This is a genomic window from Dokdonella sp., assembly GCF_017744955.1.
Lineage (GTDB): Bacteria > Pseudomonadota > Gammaproteobacteria > Xanthomonadales > Rhodanobacteraceae > Dokdonella_A.
On the sequence record NZ_JAGIAG010000011.1, the window covers coordinates 47572 to 65584 of the forward strand.

At 67.5% G+C, this 18013-nt stretch carries 18 protein-coding genes and 1 tRNA gene; 8 read left to right on the forward strand and 11 right to left on the reverse strand.

Annotated features, from left to right (window positions below):
• The first annotated feature begins 46 nt into the window (after positions 1-46).
• Together J7520_RS17050 and J7520_RS17055 are read left to right on the forward strand one after the other, a co-directional pair.
• The gene (locus J7520_RS17050) at positions 47-562 is read left to right on the forward strand and encodes a hypothetical protein (protein ID WP_291190884.1); all 516 of its coding nucleotides are present in this window, start codon (positions 47-49) and stop codon (positions 560-562) included.
• Positions 563-618: 56 nt separating this feature from the next.
• Complete coding sequence (locus tag J7520_RS17055) at positions 619-1536, forward strand: branched-chain amino acid transaminase (protein ID WP_291190888.1); 918 nt, start codon at positions 619-621, stop codon at positions 1534-1536.
• 158 nt (positions 1537-1694) lie between these two features.
• On the opposite strand, the gene J7520_RS17060 is transcribed toward J7520_RS17055, so the two are convergent.
• The 10 genes from J7520_RS17060 to J7520_RS17105 form a co-directional block, all read right to left on the reverse strand.
• Positions 1695-2984: a HAMP domain-containing sensor histidine kinase gene (locus tag J7520_RS17060; protein WP_291190891.1), complete on the reverse strand. Its 1290-nt coding sequence runs from the start codon at positions 2982-2984 to the stop codon at positions 1695-1697.
• Positions 2968-3654, reverse strand: coding sequence for a response regulator transcription factor (locus tag J7520_RS17065; protein WP_291190893.1), 687 nt, complete (start codon positions 3652-3654; stop codon positions 2968-2970). The genes J7520_RS17060 and J7520_RS17065 overlap by 17 nt, the downstream gene beginning before the upstream one ends.
• Before the next feature lie 420 nt (positions 3655-4074).
• The gene (locus J7520_RS17070) at positions 4075-6021 is read right to left on the reverse strand and encodes a M56 family metallopeptidase (protein ID WP_291190896.1); all 1947 of its coding nucleotides are present in this window, start codon (positions 6019-6021) and stop codon (positions 4075-4077) included.
• Positions 6018-6422, reverse strand: a complete 405-nt coding sequence (locus tag J7520_RS17075) for a BlaI/MecI/CopY family transcriptional regulator (RefSeq protein ID WP_291190898.1) — start codon at positions 6420-6422, stop codon at positions 6018-6020. The genes J7520_RS17070 and J7520_RS17075 overlap by 4 nt, the downstream gene beginning before the upstream one ends.
• Before the next feature lie 61 nt (positions 6423-6483).
• Positions 6484-6978 (reverse strand): hypothetical protein, encoded by a 495-nt coding sequence (locus J7520_RS17080; protein ID WP_291190901.1) that lies wholly within the window; start codon positions 6976-6978, stop codon positions 6484-6486.
• A 149-nt stretch (positions 6979-7127) separates the two neighbouring features.
• On the reverse strand, positions 7128-7616 hold the full coding sequence (locus J7520_RS17085; RefSeq protein ID WP_291190904.1) for a hypothetical protein: 489 nt from the start codon (positions 7614-7616) through the stop codon (positions 7128-7130).
• 80 nt (positions 7617-7696) lie between these two features.
• Positions 7697-8170, reverse strand: coding sequence for a hypothetical protein (locus J7520_RS17090; RefSeq protein ID WP_291190908.1), 474 nt, complete (start codon positions 8168-8170; stop codon positions 7697-7699).
• An 88-nt stretch (positions 8171-8258) separates the two neighbouring features.
• Positions 8259-9164 (reverse strand): 30S ribosomal protein S6--L-glutamate ligase, encoded by a 906-nt coding sequence (gene rimK, locus J7520_RS17095; RefSeq protein ID WP_291190911.1) that lies wholly within the window; start codon positions 9162-9164, stop codon positions 8259-8261.
• A gap of 10 nt (positions 9165-9174) precedes the next feature.
• Positions 9175-9645, reverse strand: coding sequence for a RimK/LysX family protein (locus J7520_RS17100; protein WP_291190914.1), 471 nt, complete (start codon positions 9643-9645; stop codon positions 9175-9177).
• A gap of 287 nt (positions 9646-9932) precedes the next feature.
• Entirely contained in the window at positions 9933-10433 is a 501-nt protein-coding gene (locus J7520_RS17105; RefSeq protein ID WP_291190917.1) for an Hsp20 family protein, read from the reverse strand.
• Positions 10434-10672: 239 nt separating this feature from the next.
• On the opposite strand from J7520_RS17105, the gene J7520_RS17110 reads away from it, so the two are divergent.
• Positions 10673-11101, forward strand: coding sequence for a hypothetical protein (locus J7520_RS17110; RefSeq protein ID WP_291190920.1), 429 nt, complete (start codon positions 10673-10675; stop codon positions 11099-11101).
• A 110-nt stretch (positions 11102-11211) separates the two neighbouring features.
• Here J7520_RS17110 and J7520_RS17115 read toward each other — a convergent pair.
• Positions 11212-11285, reverse strand: a tRNA-Gly gene (locus J7520_RS17115).
• A gap of 233 nt (positions 11286-11518) precedes the next feature.
• Between J7520_RS17115 and J7520_RS17120 the strand changes: the two genes are divergently transcribed.
• From J7520_RS17120 to J7520_RS17140, 5 genes are all read left to right on the forward strand, one after another.
• A complete protein-coding gene (locus J7520_RS17120; RefSeq protein ID WP_291190923.1) occupies positions 11519-14011 on the forward strand; it encodes a DUF6600 domain-containing protein in 2493 nt (830 codons plus the stop codon).
• Between the two features lie 97 nt (positions 14012-14108).
• Entirely contained in the window at positions 14109-14309 is a 201-nt protein-coding gene (gene thiS, locus J7520_RS17125) for a sulfur carrier protein ThiS (protein ID WP_291190926.1), read from the forward strand.
• 147 nt (positions 14310-14456) lie between these two features.
• Positions 14457-15266: a thiazole synthase gene (locus J7520_RS17130; protein WP_291190929.1), complete on the forward strand. Its 810-nt coding sequence runs from the start codon at positions 14457-14459 to the stop codon at positions 15264-15266.
• A 5-nt stretch (positions 15267-15271) separates the two neighbouring features.
• Positions 15272-15997 (forward strand): tRNA (guanosine(46)-N7)-methyltransferase TrmB, encoded by a 726-nt coding sequence (gene trmB / locus J7520_RS17135; protein WP_291190932.1) that lies wholly within the window; start codon positions 15272-15274, stop codon positions 15995-15997.
• Between the two features lie 156 nt (positions 15998-16153).
• Positions 16154-18004, forward strand: a complete 1851-nt coding sequence (locus J7520_RS17140) for an SLC13 family permease (RefSeq protein ID WP_291190935.1) — start codon at positions 16154-16156, stop codon at positions 18002-18004.
• Positions 18005-18013: the final 9 nt, after the last annotated feature.

Below are 18013 nucleotides of genomic sequence, written 5' to 3' on the forward strand. Positions count from 1 at the left end.
CCGGCTGAGGCCGCCGGTGCCGGCACCGAGGTGCTAGCCTGCGCGCATGGTCCGTTCGTTCCTTCTCGCCGGCTGGATGCTCGCCACGGCCATCGCCGTCCCCCGCCCCGTCGACGCGCAGGAGTCCGGCCAGCGCGTGCACCGCTGCGTCGGCGCGCGCGGCGAGATCGTCTTCTCCGGACTGCCGTGCGCGACCGAAGCCGCGGCGGCGACGCAGTTGCCGGTCGGAGAGGCATCCGCGACGGCCGCCTGCCCGGCTTCCTCGGCCGAACTGCGCCAGCGCATCGGCGCGGCCATCGCGCGCAAGGACGCCAATGCCCTCGCCGGCCTGATCCGCTGGCAGGGCATCGGCGGCGGCGAAGCCGGATCGCGCCTGGGGCAGCTGCGCCAGCTCGCGCAGCGCCCGTTGCTGGCGATCGAGGCGGACGGCGGCGAACCGGACGCGGCGGCATCGGCTGCCGATTCCCTGCGCGTGCGCACCGGCAGCAACGAGCAGGACGGCGTGCGCGAGCATCGCTTCGGCGTCCTGCTCGAATCCGGCTGCTACTGGCTGACCTGGTAGGCCGCCGAACCGCCGCTGGTATCATGGGCGTTTCCCCACGCCCGGCGGGCCCGCACATGGCGCAGCAGTATCCCGATCACATCTGGCACAACGGTCGCATCAAACCCTGGGCCGAAGCGACCGTGCACGTCATGGCGCACGCGCTGCACTACGGCTCGTCGGTGTTCGAGGGCATCCGCAGCTACGAGACGCCGAACGGCCCGGCGATCTTCCGGCTGACCGATCACATCAAGCGCCTGTTCCTGTCGGCCAAGATCTACGACATCGCCATTCCGTACACGCTGGAGGAAATCAACGCCGCGTGTCGCGAGGTCATCAAGGCGAACGGCCTGACCAAGGCGTATCTGCGCCCGGTCGCCTACCGCGGACTCGGCGGATTCGGCCTCAGCGCGGAGACGCCGACCGACGTCGCGGTGGCGTCCTGGTTCATGGGCCCCTATCTCGGCGCGGGCGTGCTCGAACAGGGCATCGACGCCTGCGTGTCGAGCTGGCAGCGCTTCGCGCCGAACACGATCCCGGCCGGCGCCAAGGCCGGCGGCAATTATCTGTCCGGCCAGCTGGTCGCGCGCGAAGCGCGCCGGCTCGGGTTCGGCGAAGGCATCGCGCTGGCGTCGACCGGCCTGCTCAGCGAAGGCGCCGGCGAGAATCTGTTCCTGGTCTTCGACGGCGCGCTGCACACCACGCCGGTCAGCGCGGCGCTGCTCAACGGCATCACGCGCAACACCCTGATCACGCTCGCCCGCGAAAACGGCATCGAGGTCGTCGAGCGCGACCTGCCGCGCGAATACCTGTATCTGTGCGACGAGCTGTTCATGTGCGGCACCGCGGCGGAGATCACGCCGATCCGTTCGGTCGACGGCAAGCCCGTCGGCGCTGGCAAGCCCGGCCCCGTCACTGCGCGCATGCAGAAGCTGTTCTTCGGCCTCTTCGAGGGATCGACGAAGGATCAGTGGGGCTGGCTCGAGCCGGTCTGAGATTCGAGCGTCCTAGCTTACGGGCGCGGTCGAGCGGGAGCTTTTTCTCGCAGAGGCGCAGAGAACGCGGAGAGAAGATCAGGCTTTGTCTTTTCCCTGCGTTCTCTGCGTCTCTGCGAGACATCTTCTTGTTCGCCCCTGAAGAGCAGCGCTCGCCACTAACTGCGATCGAACTCCAGCGTCGCCGTCGCGCCGCCCTGCGGGCGTGGCGCGAGCGATACCTTCCAGCCGTAGAGGTCGCACAGCCGGCGTACGATCGCCAGGCCCAGGCCGCCGCCCTTGCCGACGGTGGTGCCGCGCACGCCGCGCTCGAACAGCTTCTCGGCGTCCTCGGCGTTGATGCCGGGCCCGCTGTCCTCGACCGTCACGCGGCCGTAGCCGACCGTCACGATGACCTCGCCGGCCGGCGTGTACTTGAACGCATTGCCGATCAGGTTGCTGAGCGCGACCGCGACCACCGACGACGGCGCCGCCGTCGCCAGCGGCTGATCGATCTCCACGCGCACCTCGACCGGCTTGTTCGCCAGATGCGGCCGCTGCGCGTCGACGACCTGCTCGACGATTCGGGCGACGTCGGTGCTGTCGCCGTCGGTCGGCGCCTGACGCTCGCGGCGCGACAGCAGCAGCAGCGCGTCGATCAGTTCGCTCGACTGGCGCACCGCGCGCTCGATGCGCTTGAGGCGCTCGCGCAGCTTGTCGCTGAGATCGGGCGATCCTTGCAGCAGTTCGGTCGTGCTGGCGATGACCGACAGCGGCGTGCGCAGTTCGTGGCTGACGTCGGCGTTGAACTCGCGGTCGCGCTGCACGATTTCGGTCAGGCGCGTGGAATAGTCGTCGAGTACCGAGGCCAGCTCGCCGACCTCGTCGTCGGCGAAATGCTTCTTCAGCAGTTCCGGCTGGCCGCTGCGGCTCATCGCGCGCACGCGCCGCGCCAGGGCGATCACCGGACTCATCACGCGCGCCGACAGCCAGAAGCCGATCACCAGCGAGAAGATCGCGAACAGGAAGACCGCGGCGCCGAGCGCGGTGAGCAGCTGGCGCTCGTTGAGCTTCTGCGTGCTGAGGTCGAAGCGGAGATAGGCCCAGTAGTCGGCGTCCTTGTACACGGCGAGCCGGTACGGACGGTTCTTGCCTTCGCGCCCGATCTCCTCGATGTCGTAGACGCCGGAATCGAACTTCTGCCACGTCAGCGGCAAGGTCGCGGAACGGCCGGCTCTGACGATCACCGCGTCGTACAGGCTCATGCCCCAGAGCGCGTTCGGATCGGGATTGTCGCGCTTGAAGTCGACGAAGTTCTTCAGCTCGCGCTGCAGCGTGTTGTTGATCAGCTGGTCTTCGAGCCGCGCGCGCAGGTAGATCGTCGCAGCCGCGAACAGGGCGGTCAGGCCCAGTCCGAACAGCGCGAACGAGATGATGATGCGGCTGCGCAGCCTACGTCGGTAGCGCATCCGGATCGACCATGCGGTAGCCGATGCCGTGACGCGTCTGGATCAGCGGCTTGTCGAACGGCTTGTCGATCGCCGCCCGCAGGCCGTGAATGTGTACGCGCAAGGAATCGCTGTCCGGCAATTCCTCTCCCCAGACGCGCGTCTCGAGTTCCTGTCGCGTGACGACCGACGGCGCGGCTTCCATCAGCGACTGCAGCAGCTTGAGGCCGATCGGATTCAACTGGATCGGCTTGCCGGCCCGGCTGATCGTCAGCGTGTCGAGGTTGTAGGTGAGATCGGCCAGCTGCAGCAGTCGGCTCTTGTTGCCCTTGCCGCGGCGACCCAGCACTTCCAGCCGCGCCGCCAGCTCCTGCAGCGCGAACGGCTTGACCATGTAGTCGTCGGCGCCGGAATCGAAGCCGGTCAGCTTGTTGTCCAGCGTGTCGCGGGCGGTGAGCATCATCACCGGCGTCTGCCGCTTGGCTTCCTGCCGCAGCTTGCGGCAGACCTCCAGGCCGTCCATGCCGGGCAGGCCTAGGTCGAGCACGATGACGTCGAAGTCGTTGACCACGGCCAGATGCAGGCCGGTCACGCCGTCGCCGGCGAAATCGACCACGTGGCCCTTGTCGGCGAGGAAATCACCGATGTTCGCGGCGATGTCGCTGTTGTCTTCGATAACGAGAATGCGCATGGTGTTTACTTTAACGCGGAAATCATCCGGATGCGGAGCATGGTTGTCCGGGGAAAGTTCCGCGTGAAATGCGAACGATTCTCCGAAAGGTCAACCGCTGGCACCCGCTCGAAAATGCGGGCAATGGGAAATGCGACGGGCGGCCGCTGCTGGATCCAGCGAAAGCGAAGACTTCGGTGGTGGATCAGCATCGAGGCCGGCGCGATCCGTGACGAATCGCACGGATGCGTCTACACAAAAGAAAATGGCCCAAGGAGGCGCCATTGGGGGAACGCGCCTCGCTTGGGCCAAAAAGCTACTGCCCCGATTACCGTAATTCGCCAGTCACCTGACCTGACTTAGGAGTGTCGAGCAAACTACAGTGGACCGACTATAGGCATCCGGGAATTAAGGTGTCGTTAAACCGCTCTGAGCCTTCCGTTAACCGCCCCGGGTCGTGCCGGAATAAGGCGACTGCACGACCTGCTTGAGGTTGTCCATGACTTGAATGTTGAGCTTCACCGAGCCGTTGCAGATGCGCGAGCCGAGCGACCGATCGCACGTGGCTTCCGTTTCGGCGGTACGGCTGTCGTTCTGCGGCGCCAGCGCGTCGATGCCCGATTCGTTCGGACGACGGCACAGGCGCGAACCCGTGCGGCGCTCGCAACCGGCGTCGGCGGTTTCGCCCTCGCTCCGCGGCGAAGCGAACACGAAGGTCTGCGCATAGCGCTTCTTGCCCGACTGGGCGAACGTACCCGGCTGGAACCGCCACTGCTTCAATGCGCGCTCGGCCGCGCGAGCGAACGCGATCGGCTGGTCGGAAGCGACGCGCACGTCGCGCACGCTACCGTCGGAGGAGATCGAGAACTCGAGCTTGACCCGCTCGGCCCGACTCGACGGGGAGGACTCCGGATATTCCGGCGAGACCGTGTGGATCGCCAACGGCGCCGACTTCTTCTCCTTCTCCACCGGCGCAGGAGCGACCGGCGCCGAAGCGATCTGGGTCGACACGTCGGCGACCGCCAGTGCCGCGGGGGCCGCGTCCGGCTGCGTCGGAGCAGGCGCATCGGCGGCAGCCGCCATCGTCGCGGTCGGAGCCGTGGCGATCGCCGCGTCTTCCTTCACGGCGTTCTGTGACGGCGTCGGCAATGCGGCTTCGGCCTGCGGCGACGTCGCGGCAATGCGCGGCTCTTCGAGCTTCGCCGGCGGCGGAGCGTCGATCCGCGACGCTTCGCCCGGATGGTGCTGCGGTGGATCGCTGTCGCGCACCGGCAGGAGCAGACGTGGGCGAACTGGCTGGGCCGCAAACCTCGTCGGAACCAGCTCGGCCAGCACCGGACGCTCCAGCAGCAATTCGAATCCGGCGACCTGCACCGGCTCGCGCTGCTCGACCCGCATCGCCACCAGGAAGGCGATCGCCGCGCCGGCAATCGCGAACAGCCACGGCCAGCGTCCCGAGCGCTTCATCGTGCCGCGCTGGCCGCCGAGGATGCGGCGCACGCGATCGAGCAGAACGCCGCCGGTCGCCGCCAGCGCCAGCTGGGCCGGCGGTTGGCGAAGCTCCTCCAGTGCAGCCAGCGTGCGCGCGTATTCGCGCGGATCGCTGGAGGTCTTGTGCAATACCAGGGTGTCGCAGCAGATCTCACGCTCGTTGCGGACCTCGCGCGAAATCCAGTGCACGACCGGGTGATAGAAAAGCAGCGTCTCGACCATCGCCTGCACGAGATTGACGACGTGGTCGTAACGGCGCAGATGGCCGAGTTCGTGAGCGAGAATCAGTTCGATTTGCTGGCGCGGAAAACCCAGCACGACCGCGGTCGGCAGCAGGATCACCGGCTTGAACCAGCCGATCAGGATCGGCGTGTCGATGTGGTCGGAAACCAGCACCTTGATCCGGCGCATGAATTCGAAGCGCCCGGCCAAGGCGAGCAGCGCCGCTTCCAGTTCGGGATTGGACTGCGACCACTTGCGCGCGATCTGCACCAGCGAACGCCACTGGTACCAGGACCGGTACGCCATCAGCAGCACCCCGGCCACCCATAGGCAGACGATCCATTGCAGTGCAATGTCCATCATCGACAACGCAGTGGAGTGCGTCGCCGCAGCAGCGACCGTGACGGTCGACATCGCCTCCGCCGCGCCCGGCAACACCGCTTCCGACTGCATTTCCGGACGCAGCATCGCGAACAGCGTGATCAGCGGGAAGGCCAGCAGAAGCGCCAGTGCGGCCAGGCCGTTGGCATACCGCGCATTGCAATGGCTGGCGGGAATCAGCGAACGCAGGCCCGCGAATACGACACCGACCAGAGCGCCCTGCCAGATGAAGTGCAGCAGGGTCCATCCCAGCGCCTGCATCCATGGCAGCTGCGCCATCTGCGACAAGGTCATGATTTGCCTCCATCCAGCCGGTCGAGCAAGGCGCGGATCTCGTCCAGTTCCTCGCGTGTCGCGCGTGGCCGGCCGCCGAGCGCCTGCAGAACCAGTTGCGAAGGCGAACCGTCGAACACGCGCTGCACCATGTCGGTCAGGAAGCGCTTCTGCGTACGCTCCTTGTTCACCGCCGGTCGGTAGACGTGGGCGCGCTGCGAATCGTCGCGCTCCACCAGGCCCTTCGCGTGCATGATCTGCAGCAGCTTCAAAGCCGTCGTGTAGCCGCCGCCGTCGTCGCGATACAGCTCCTGGTAGACGTCGCGTACCGTCCCTTCGCCGTTTTCCCAGAGGACGTTCAAGATCGCCAACTCGGCTTCGGTCGGCTTGGGAACTTCGATCGGCTTGCGCGGTGGAGTCATCGGAAAGGTCTCCCTTGGCGGCGGCGATGGGGTGGGTTGCAGATGGTAACCCAGAGCGGACCTATCTCTGCTTCAAATCCGGAACCGGCTGCTGGCGGGTCAGCCGGTCCATTCCTTCCTGGCTCTTCTGACGGGTGCGCTCGCGCTCGCTGGCGGTCATGCAGTTCTTGTACTTGAAATTCGAGCCCGAGCGCCGTTCATACGTACAGACCAGCCGGTCGCCGTCGTTGCGGGTCAGGATCGCGTTCACTCGCTCCTGGGCATTGGCCAGTTCGACCTGCTCGCCGTCGCTGAGCGCGCTGGCCGAGCCTTTTCGCTCGAGCAAGGCGCCGATTTTGTCGAGTTCGGATTCCACCACGCGGCGATCCGAGGCGCTGATGCCGGCATAAGGTCCAGACGGGCGCATTCCTTCGCGCACCTTGGTCGCCTGCTCGGCGAAAGCGGCCGGTGTATCGGCCTTGAAGGTCCAGGCCGCCTCGCCGCGTTTCGCAACCGCTGTGCTTGCGAACCCGCATGCAATGAGCGCCACCGCGAGCCCAAGCGATTTCATCGTCATGTCGACCTATCCTCGTGGATTACGGGCTGGATCCGCCGATCCAACCGGCTCAATCGCTCGACGATTCGAGTCGGCTCGCTCGACGAGACCTTCGGAAAGCACGGCCGGCGGCAGCCGGCCTCGTCGCCCGCGACGACGATCCAGGCGCGTCAGTTGCCCATCGCCTGGCTGCCGCCGCCCTTCATCAGCTGGTTCTGATAGCCGTCCTGGCTCTTGCGGCGCACGCTTTCACGCTGGCTCGCCGTCATGCAGGTCTTGTACTTGAAGTTCGAACCGGAACGGCGCTCGTACGTGCAGACCAGGCGGTCGCCGTCGTTGCGGGTCAGGATCGCATTCACGCGCTCCTGGGCATTGGCCAGTTCCACCTGCTCGCCGTCGTTGAGCGCATTGGCCGACCCCTTGCTCTTGAGCAACGCGCCGATCTTCTCCAGGTCGGCTTCCACCGCTTTGCGGTCCGCCGCGCTGATGTCGCCGTACTGCCCCGACTCCTGCATGTCCTCGCGGACCTGCGCGGCCTGCTCCTCGAATGCCGCCGGCGTATCCGCCTTGACGGCCCACGACGTCTCGCCGCGTTTCGCGACCGCCGGCCCAGCAAAACCGCAGGCGACCAGCGCCAGAACGAGCCCGAACGACTTCACCGACATACCATCCTCACTGAATTCAAATAGACCACTGAAAACGGGGCGTTCGATCGAACCGGCCCCGCCGACCTTTCCCGCTAGTCCCCATGCACCGACTGGCTGCGCTTCTTCATTTCCGTGAAGTAGCGATCCTTGCTGCGCCGCTGCCGCTCGATCTCGCCGTAGGTGCGACAGGTCTTCACCGGGACCAGCGCGCCGATCGGCGCTTTCTTCTCGCAGACCAGGCGCTGGCTGTCCGAACCGGTCAGCACGCCGTTCAACTTTTCCTGCAGGTTGAACAGCTGCAACCGTTCGGGCTCCCGCATCGCGGCGACCGAACCGTCCTTCTCCAACATGCCCTGCATGTCGTGGAACAACGCTTCGACCTGCTGGCGCTTTTCCGGCTCGATGAACTCGTACCGCCCTCCGGCCGCCATTTCACCTTCGACCGAAGCCTTCGTTTCGGCCAGCTTCTGCGGCGTGTCCGCATTGACGACCGCCTCCGGCGATTCCGCCAGCGCCGAACCGGCGCAGGCCAGCGACAGGAGCAGCGTCAGCGAGCGGAGTTTCATGACATTCCATCGTACGACCAGCCTCGTATGCATGCTATGCCTCCCTTGAAAAGGTGTCAACGACATACTTCGTAGGATTGCAAGCCCTTTACTTCCGGCTCTTCAAAACGGGCTTCTTTTGTTGTAGGGCGCGCTCCAGGCTCTTGACGATCTTGGCCGCGACGTCGACTCCCGAAGCGCCCTCGATGCCTTCCAGCCCCGGCGAGGAATTGACCTCGACCACCAGCGGGCCACGGCTCGATCTCAGCAAATCGACGCCGGCGATTCCCAGTCCCAGAAGTCGTGCCGCGCGCACGGCGGTGGTCGCTTCGATCTCGCTCAGTTCCACCGCGCTCGCCTTGGCGCCGCGGTGCAGGTTGGCGCGGAACTCGCCGTCCGGCGCCTGCCGCTGCATCGCGGCGATGACCTTGCCGCCGACCACGAAGCAGCGCAGGTCGGCGCCCTTCGCCTCGCGGATGAACTCCTGCACGAGGAAGTTCGCGTAGAGGCCGCGGAAGGCCTCGATCATGCCCTGCGCGGCGGAGCGCTTCTCGGCCAGCAGCACGCCCTGCCCCTGCGCACCTTCGTTGAGCTTGATCACGTGCGGCGGGTCGCCGAGCATCGCGAGCAGGTCGGCGGTGTCGTCCGGGTTGTCGCCGAACACCGTGGTCGGCAGATCGATGCCTTCGCGAGCGATCAACTGCAGCGTGCGCAGCTTGTCGCGCGCGCGCAGGATCGCGTCGGAGCCGTTCGGCGTATACACGCCCATCATCTCGAACTGGCGCACGACGGCGGTGCCGTAGAACGTGATCGACGAGCCGATGCGCGGAATGACCGCGTCGACGCCGCGCAGCACGCGGCCCTTGTAGTGCATCTCGAACTTGCCGGCGGCGATGCGCATGTAGCAGCGCAGCGGGTCGAGCACGCGCGCGCTGTGTCCGCGCGCGCGTGCGGCCTCGACCAGGCGTATCGTCGAGTACAGACGCGCGTTGCGCGACAGGATGGCGATCTTCATAGGGAATTCTTCAGATGGGAATTCGCCCGATCCGTGACGGTCGGGGACAGGAATAGGAAAGCGCCGGATCGACGGCGAAACGGCCGCCGAGCGCGCTGCGACCGAGCAGCAGCGGAAACAGCATCGCGCCGCGGTCTGTCAGATTTATTTCGGTGACGAAACGCCGGCCGGCGAGTTCGACGTCGGTTTCGATGAACCACCGCTCACCGCGATGCCCGCCGGAATCGGTCACCATGCGCCGGTCGCGCACCGGCGCCTCGCAGGCGACCAGACGACTGCCGCGGCGACGCGGGCGCACCGCGAAACGCACCTGCAGCACGCCGTCGCGATGGAACGTTTCCAAGGCCTCCACGTGCAGCGCCGACGAGCGCGCGCCGGTATCCAGCTTGGCCTTGATCGAGGCGATACCGAGCGCCGGCAGCGCCAACCATTCGCGCCAACCGAGATTCGTGCAGGAAGCCGCCGAGGCAGGCGACAGCAAATGGGAGTCGTCGGAGGACACAGCTGCGCGCCAGGAGGGGGGATGAAGCGAACAGCTTTCGCCACTTAACTCTATGAAAAAACGAAAGTTTTATGGCTTCTGCCGCAGCTGTGTGCGGGATGATGGACCGGCCGCCCGGATCGGTCAAGCAGAGGCTCGAGGGCGGCGGGTCCAGCGGCGGCGCGATGAAAATCCTGGTGCTCGGAAATCCGCGCGGCGGGCACCCCGGCGCCGGCGGGTCGCACGCCGACGTCGGGGTACCTGCCTGCTTTGTTGCCTATGACATCTCAGGCCGCTTTCGACGACTCGATCTGCCGCGTTTCCCCGCGTGGGATCGCGAAGCCTTCGCCTTGGATTTCGATCTTGCGCGGCTTCAGCGCCTCCGGCACCTCGCGCCGGAGTTCGACGGTGAGCAGGCCGTTCCGAAGCGAGGCACTCGCCACCTTTACGTGGTCGGCCAGTTCGAAACGCCGCTCGAACTCGCGCTCGGCGATGCCCTTGTGGAGATAGACGCAATCTTGCGTGCCGCCCTTCTTGGCGCCCGACACGACGAGCAGGTTCGGACGGTCGGTCAACGTCAGCTCGTCCCGGTCGAAGCCGGCGACGGCCATGACGATGCGGTAGCTGTCCTCGCCCTGCCTGATGATGTCGTAGGGCGGCCAGTTGTCGAACGGTTGAACGCGGCTCGCGCTGTCCAGCGCGTCGAAGACGCGATCGAAGCCGATGCCGGTGCGAAACAGAGGCGAAAAGTCGAGTGTGGTCCTCATAGCCATATCCTCGAAGAACAAAGCAACATGGGCATGAAGAAGCGCCGATCGTCGACGCCCTCACGGCGGGCCCGAATGGCGCCCGCAGATCGCCATCTGAGAACGCTCCGGAAGTTTTCAAGGGCACGTTTTCTCGACCCCGCCACCGCGAGACGCTCCTTCCGGATTTTTCTTCGACAGGCCAAATTTTCGGGAACCCGAACGCATCGCCGCTGTCTTTCCGGACGCGTATCGTTGAGCTCTGAAGAGAGTGCTTCCTCATGAACCCGACCGTCCGCTTTCAACCTCCCCAGTGGTGTCTCATGGCGACGATCCAGGTCGCCGAAGGCGCGCCGAACCTGGTCGACATTCTGGCCGACCTGAGTTTCGACTTCCGCTTGGATCCCGCTCCGGCGTCGCCGCCCGGATTCATCTGGTTCCAGCTGTTCGTCGATGCCCGCCGCGGCCAACGACGATGCGAGCTGACTGCGCATCGGCTGCTGTCGGCGCTCCAGCGCATCGCCGAGGGCGGCGACCTGCCCGGGTTCCGCGTGGTGGCCGGCGAGCGATGGCTGGAATACCCGGCGTCCGATGCACCGCGCGAAGGCGCATCCGCGCTTCGGTCCGCACCCGGCAATGAACGGGGGAAAGCACGCGCACGTACCGACGGACACGCGGGACAGGAGAGCGAAGGTCGGCCGACGCGGTAGCGGTCTCGGCACCACCGGTGACCTGCTCCCGGAAACGCAGGCCTTCGGGCAGCGCTCCTCCACCGAGCGCGCGCGCCGATACGTTTCCGGATATGCGAATGGAAACGTAATGGAGCGGGTGATGGGAATCGAACCCACGTTCGCAGCTTGGGAAGCTGCTGTCTTACCATTAGACGACACCCGCGGACCGCGCAAAGCGTAGCCGCAGCCGCGGGCAGCGACAAGCCGCCGGGCAGCGCCTCTGAACCCGCGCTAAGCAGGCCTGCAAGGACTTGCAAAGGCCCCGTGGCGGAAAGTCGTCATTCAGCCGAATTGCGCTGATATTGTGCACAGCCTGTCAGCGCGGGCGGCTGATGCGTTAAGGGGAAAGCGAATCCCACCGCAACCGCGTCTGGCGTAGGCTCCAGGAGAGCATTCATGGTCATCACGCGTCATTCCATTTTCAGGGTCTGGTACGCCGCGGCGACGCTGGCGTTCGCCCTGTTCGCCGGCAACGCGCTGGCCGACGTCGATCCGCCGGACCGCGTCGCGCGCGTGAGCTTCCTGCGCGGCAACGTCAGCTTCCAGCCGGCCGGCGACGACCAGTGGGCGGAGATCTCGCTGAACCGCCCGGTCGTCACCGGCGACAAGGTCTACGCCGACCGCGACTCGCGCGCCGAGCTGCAGATCGGCGCCGCCGACATCCGCCTCGACGAGGGCAGCACCTTCAACCTGCTCAATCTCGACGACAACATCGCGCAGATCGAGCTGACCGAGGGCACGCTGAATCTGCACGTGCGCCGCGTGCTCAGCGGCCAGTCCTACGAGATCGACACGCCGACGCTCGCCTTCGTGGTCGACCGCCCGGGCGACTACCGCATCGACATCTCGCCGCAAGGCGATTCGACCATGGTGACCGTGTTCGACGGCGCCGGCGACGTCTACGGCGAGAACAACGCCAGCTACAGCGTGCGCGCCGGCAATGCCTACAAGTTCCACGATTCCGCGCTGCGCGACTACGAAACCTTCGACCTGCCGCGCCGCGACGACTTCGACCAGTGGTGTTCGTCGCGCAACGACCGCTACGAGCGCTCGGTGTCGAGCCGCTACGTGTCCGACGAGGTGATCGGCTACGCCGACCTCGACGACTACGGCAGCTGGAGCGAGGAACGCGACTACGGCTCGGTCTGGTACCCGACGTCGGTCGAGGCGGGCTGGACGCCGTACCGCTCCGGCCACTGGTCGTGGGTCGACCCGTGGGGCTGGAGCTGGGTGGACGCCTCGCCGTGGGGCTTCGCGCCGTTCCACTACGGCCGCTGGGCGTACATCGGCAATCGCTGGGGCTGGTGCCCGGGCGCGCGCCGTCTGCGTCCGGTCTATGCGCCGGCGCTGGTCGGCTTCGTCGGCGGCAGCGGCTGGGGCGTGTCGGTGAACATCGGCGGCGGCGGACCGGTCGGCTGGTTCCCGCTCGGCCCGCGCGACGTCTACGTGCCGTGGTACCGCGCCTCGCGCAACTACTTCACCAACGTCAACGTGCGCAACACCACGATCATCAACAACACCTATATCACCAATGTCTACAACGACTATTCGCGCGGCCGTCCTATCCGGAACATGAACTACGCCTACCGCACGAACGTCAACGCCGTCACCGCGGTGCCGCGCGACGCGTTCATCGGTTCGCGTGCCGTGGCCGCCTCGCGCGTGCAGATCAACGAAGCGAACCTGCGCAACGCACAGGTGGTCAGCCGCGTCGGCATCGCGCCGGAACGCGCCAGCTTCGCCGCCACCGCCGGCCGCGGCCGCCCGGCGCCAGCCGCCGCGCTCGACCGCCGCGTGATCGCGCGTACCGCACCGCCGGCGCAGGCGGCGCCGATCGCCTCGCGCATCCAGGCGATCCAGCGCAACGACGCGCAGCCGCTCGCCCGCAACCAGCTGCGCGAACTCGCCCCGGCGCGCCCCGGCGCGACCGCCGGACGCGCCGCGCCGCCCTCGCGCGTGCAGGTGGTCGGTCAGAACGCGCGCAACGCGCCGCAGCCGCTGCCGATGCGCGGCAACGCTGCGACGCAGCGTGCGGGCGACACCGGCAACGACCGCGGCGCGCCGAACACGCCGCCGGCACGCGGCAATGCGACCCCGCCGAGCCGCGAGGCGATCAACGCGCCGCGTGGCGATGCGCGCGGCCAGCCGGGACGCGGCCAGCCGGACCAGTCGACCACGCCGGCGGATCGCGCCGGTGCGCTGCCGTCGTCGCGCTTCTCGCCGCGCGCAAACCCAGCCGGCGACAACCGCGCACCGGTTTCGCAGCCGCCGGCACGCGGCGCCACCGACACGCCGAATCGTTCGGTGACGCCGGCCAATCCGCGTCCGACGCCGGACGCCGGTGCGCGCGGCAACACGCGCGACGGCGCGCTGCCGTCGAGCCGCTTCTCGCCGCGCTCGCAGCAGACCCCGAACGAGCCGCGCACGCAGCCGCAGCAGGCGCCGCGCTCCACGCCGTCGTTCGACCGCGGCTCGACACAGACGCCGCGCAACGCCCCGCAGCCGCGCACGCAACCGGTGCCGCAGCAGCCGCGCAACACGCAGCCGCGTAGCGCGCCGGCGCAGGAACAGCGCAGCATGCCGCGCACGGAACGCGCACCGCAGCCGCAATACCAACCGCGCAGCGCACCGCAGCCCCAGTACCAGCAGCGCAGCGCGCCGGTGCAGGAACAGCGCAGCATGCCGCGCATGGAGCGCGCACCGCAGCCGCAATCCCAACCGCGCAGCGCGCCGCAGCCGCAGTACCAGCCGCGCAATGCTCCGGCGCCGCAGCAGCGCAGCATGCCGCAGCCGCAGCAACAGCGCAGTGCGCCGCCCCAGCAGCAGCAGCGCGCGCAGCCGCCGCAGCGTAACCGCGACGGCAAGGACAACGACCGGGATCGTCGCTGATCGGACAACGCACCAGGAGACCTCGACGCCGCGCACTGCGCGGCGTCTTTTTTTGGCGAGTTCGAGTCGCGCGATACGCTCCGATACAATGGCGATCATGAAAATCGCACTGAACGGCGAGGAGCGCGAGGTCGCCCCCGCCACCTCGATCACCCAACTGCTGCGCGATGCCGGCTACGCGGACCGACGCGTCGCCGTGGAGATCAACCGCGAAATCGTCCCGCGCAGCCGCCATGCCGAGCAGTTGCTGCGCGCCGGCGACCGCGTCGAGATCGTCCACGCGATCGGCGGCGGCTGAGCGCCCGGCCTCGCGCGTGAAGCCGACCCGCCGCAGCCGGAAGCAGGAAACCGCACGCACCGGTCGCCGCCGTCTTTCCACGCGCTCGGCGAACGCGATCGGCACCCGTCGACGCGCCTCCGCGAACTTCTCCTCACGAGCTTCATCATGAACGCACGAACCCACGCTCCGATCACCGGCGACGACGTCCTCACCATCGCCGGCAAACCCTACCGCTCGCGCCTGCTGACCGGCACCGGCAAGTTCAAGGATCTGGACGAGACGGAACGCGCGACCGCGGCCGCCGGCGCCGAGATCGTCACCGTCGCGATCCGGCGCACGAACATCGGCCAGGATCCGCACGCGCCGAACCTGCTCGACGTGCTGCCGCCGTCGCGCTACACGATCCTGCCGAACACCGCCGGCTGCTACACCGCCGACGACGCCGTGCGCACCTGCCGCCTCGCGCGCGAACTGCTCGACGGGCACCAGCTCGTGAAACTCGAGGTGCTCGGCGACCAGAAGACGCTGTTCCCCGACGTGGTGCAGACGCTCGCGGCGGCGGAAACCCTGGTCAAGGACGGCTTCGAGGTCATGGTCTACACCTCCGACGATCCGATCCTGGCCAAGCGCCTGGAGGAGATCGGCTGCGTCGCCGTGATGCCGCTGGCGGCGCCGATCGGCTCCGGCCTCGGCATCCAGAATCGCTGGAACCTGCTCGAGATCGTCGAGAACGCCAAGGTGCCGGTGCTGGTCGACGCCGGCGTCGGCACCGCTTCGGATGCGGCGATCGCGATGGAACTGGGCTGCGACGGCGTGCTGATGAACACCGCGATCGCCGGCGCGAAGGATCCGGTGCGCATGGCGCAGGCGATGAAGCTCGCGGTCGAAGCCGGCCGCCACGCGTTCCTGGCCGGACGCATTCCGCGCAAGCGCTACGCCTCGGCGTCGAGCCCCGTCGACGGGCTGGTCGGCTGAACGCGATGACCGGACCGACCGACGAGGAAGTCGCCGAGGCAACGCACGATCGCCGCATCCGCAGCTTCGTGCTGCGGCAGGGCAGATTCACGCCGGCGCAGCAGCGCGCGTTCGACCAGCATTGGTCGAGCTACGGCTTGGACTGCTCCCCGGCCGATCGCGACGGCGCGCCGCGTGATTTCGCCGCGGCGTTCGGACGCCGCGCACCGCTGGTGCTGGAAATCGGCTTCGGCAACGGCGAGCAGCTGCTGCATTCGGCGCAGGCCGAGCCGACGCACGACTTCATCGGCATCGAGGTGCACCGCCCCGGCGTCGGCCGGCTGATGAACGGCCTGGCCGAAGCGGGCGTCGCCAACGTGCGCCTGTACAACCACGACGCGGTCGAGGTGCTGCAGCGGGAGGTCGGCGATGCGGCGCTGGCGCAGGTGCGCATCTATTTCCCGGATCCGTGGCACAAGAAGCGCCACCACAAGCGCCGCCTGATCCAGCCGGAGTTTCTCGAACTGCTCGCGATCAAGGTCGAACGCGGCGGCCGCTTGCATCTGGCGACCGACTGGGCCGACTATGCGGAGCAGATGCGCGAGGCGCTGGCCGCGACACCGTCGTGGCGAGCCGATCCGCGCCACGACGATTCGGCGATGCGACCGCCCTGGCGCATCGAAACGCATTTCGAACGCCGCGGCCTGCGCCTCGGCCACGGCGTGTGGGATTTCGTCCATGAACGCACCTAGGATCACCAGCGCGGCCGGGGACCGCCGCGACGGCATCGTCGGAAGGATCGAGCCGGCGCAGAGGATCGACCCGGTCGGAGCGTGGCGGTCCTGGACCGATCGCAAACCCAAGACGTCCTGATCACGGTCAGGCACTGAATAAGAACCCAGCCCCGAATGGACGCCGGCCTGCCCCTGACCACCAACATGATCCTCGTGTTCGTGCTGCTCGCGTTCACGGTGCTGATGCTGGTGCTCGAATGGATTCGCGCCGACCTGGTCGCGCTGCTGGTGATCGTGGTGATCGGCGTCACGCGCCTGCTGCCGGTGGAGCAGCTGTTCGACGGCTTCGCCGGCAACGCCGTGATCTCGCTGATCGCGGTGATGATCATGGGCGCCGGCCTCGACCGCACCGGCGTGCTGAGCAAGGCCGCTTCGTTCATCCTGCGCCTGGCCGGCGGCGTCGAGGCGCGCGTCTCGCTGCTGATCAACGCGATGGTCGGCAGCCTCTCCGCGGTGATCCAGAGCCAGGCCCTGTCGGCGCTGTTCCTGCCGGTGGTCAGCCGCATCAGCGCGCGCACCGGACTGCCGCTGAAGCGCCTGCTGCTGCCGATGGCGTGCATGATCCTGTGCGGCACCAACGTCACGATGATCTCCAATTCGCCGCTGATCCTGCTCAACGACCTGATCGCCAGCGCGAACCGCAACCTGCCGCCCGGCGCGCAGACGATCCAGACCTTCAGCCTGTTCGCGATCGCGCCGATCGGCATCCCGCTGCTGCTCGCCGGCCTCGCCTATTTCGCGCTGTTCACGCGCAAGCTGCTGCCGAGCGACGAGGAACGCCAGAAGGTCACGCCGGGCCGCACCGAGACGTACTTCGCCGAGACCTACGGCATCGACGGCGACGTCGCCGAACTGATCGTCAGCACCGACAGTCCGCTGGTCGGCATGAGCGTCGGCGAGGTCGAGCAGCTGCGCGGCGCGCCGCTGATCCTCGCGCTGAAGACCGGCAACGAAGCGCGGCTGGCGCCGCCCGGCGACCAGATGATCTGGGTCGGCAGCGTGCTCGGCGTGCTCGGCAAGCGCGAGGCGGTGGCGGAGTTCGCCAACAACCAGCTGTGCCAGGTGCAGACGCGCCTGCGCAACTTCGCCGACCTATTCAATCCGAGCCGCGCCGGCATCGCCGAGGCGGTGATTCCGCCGAGTTCGCGCTGGATCAAGAAGGCGGTCGGCGAGCTGCGCCTGCGCAAGACGCACGGCATCTCGGTGCTCGCGGTCAACCGCGGCGAGCAGGTGTTCCGCGAGGACGTGCGCCAGGTCGCGCTGCGCGCCGGCGACACGCTGGTGCTGCACGGCTTCTGGCGCGACCTTGCGCAGACGGCCGAGTCGCACGACTTCGTCGTCGTCACCGACTACCCGAAGGACGAGCAGCGGCCGGCCAAGATCTGGCACGCGGCCGCGTTCTTCGCGCTGGCGATGGGCCTGGGCCTGTTCACCGACCTGAAGCTCTCGGTCGCGATGCTGGTCGGTGCGGTCGGCATGCTGCTGACCGGCGTCCTCAACATGGACGAGGCCTACGGCGCGATCAACTGGAAGACGATCTTCACCCTCGCCTGCCTGATTCCGCTCGGCTGGGCGATGGATTCGACCGGCGCCGCCGCCTGGCTGGCGCAGGAAGTGCTGGTCTATCTCGGCGACTGGCCGCAATGGGGCCTGCAGGCGGTGGTCGCGATCCTGGCGCTGCTGTTCTCGCAGATCGTCTCCAACGTCGGCGCCGCCGTCATGATGGTGCCGATGGCGATCAACGTCGCGCTCGCGTCCGGCGGCAACCCGGCCGTGTACGCGATGGTCGTCGCGGTCTCGACCTCCAACACGTTCATCATGCCGAGCGCGAACCCGGTGATCATGATCGTGGCCGGCCCGGGCGGCTACCGCCGGCGCGACTTCCTGCGCGTCGGCATTCCGCTGACGGTGCTCATGCTCGTCGTCATGCTGCTGGCGGTGAACCTGGTATTCGGGCGCGGTTGACGATTTCGC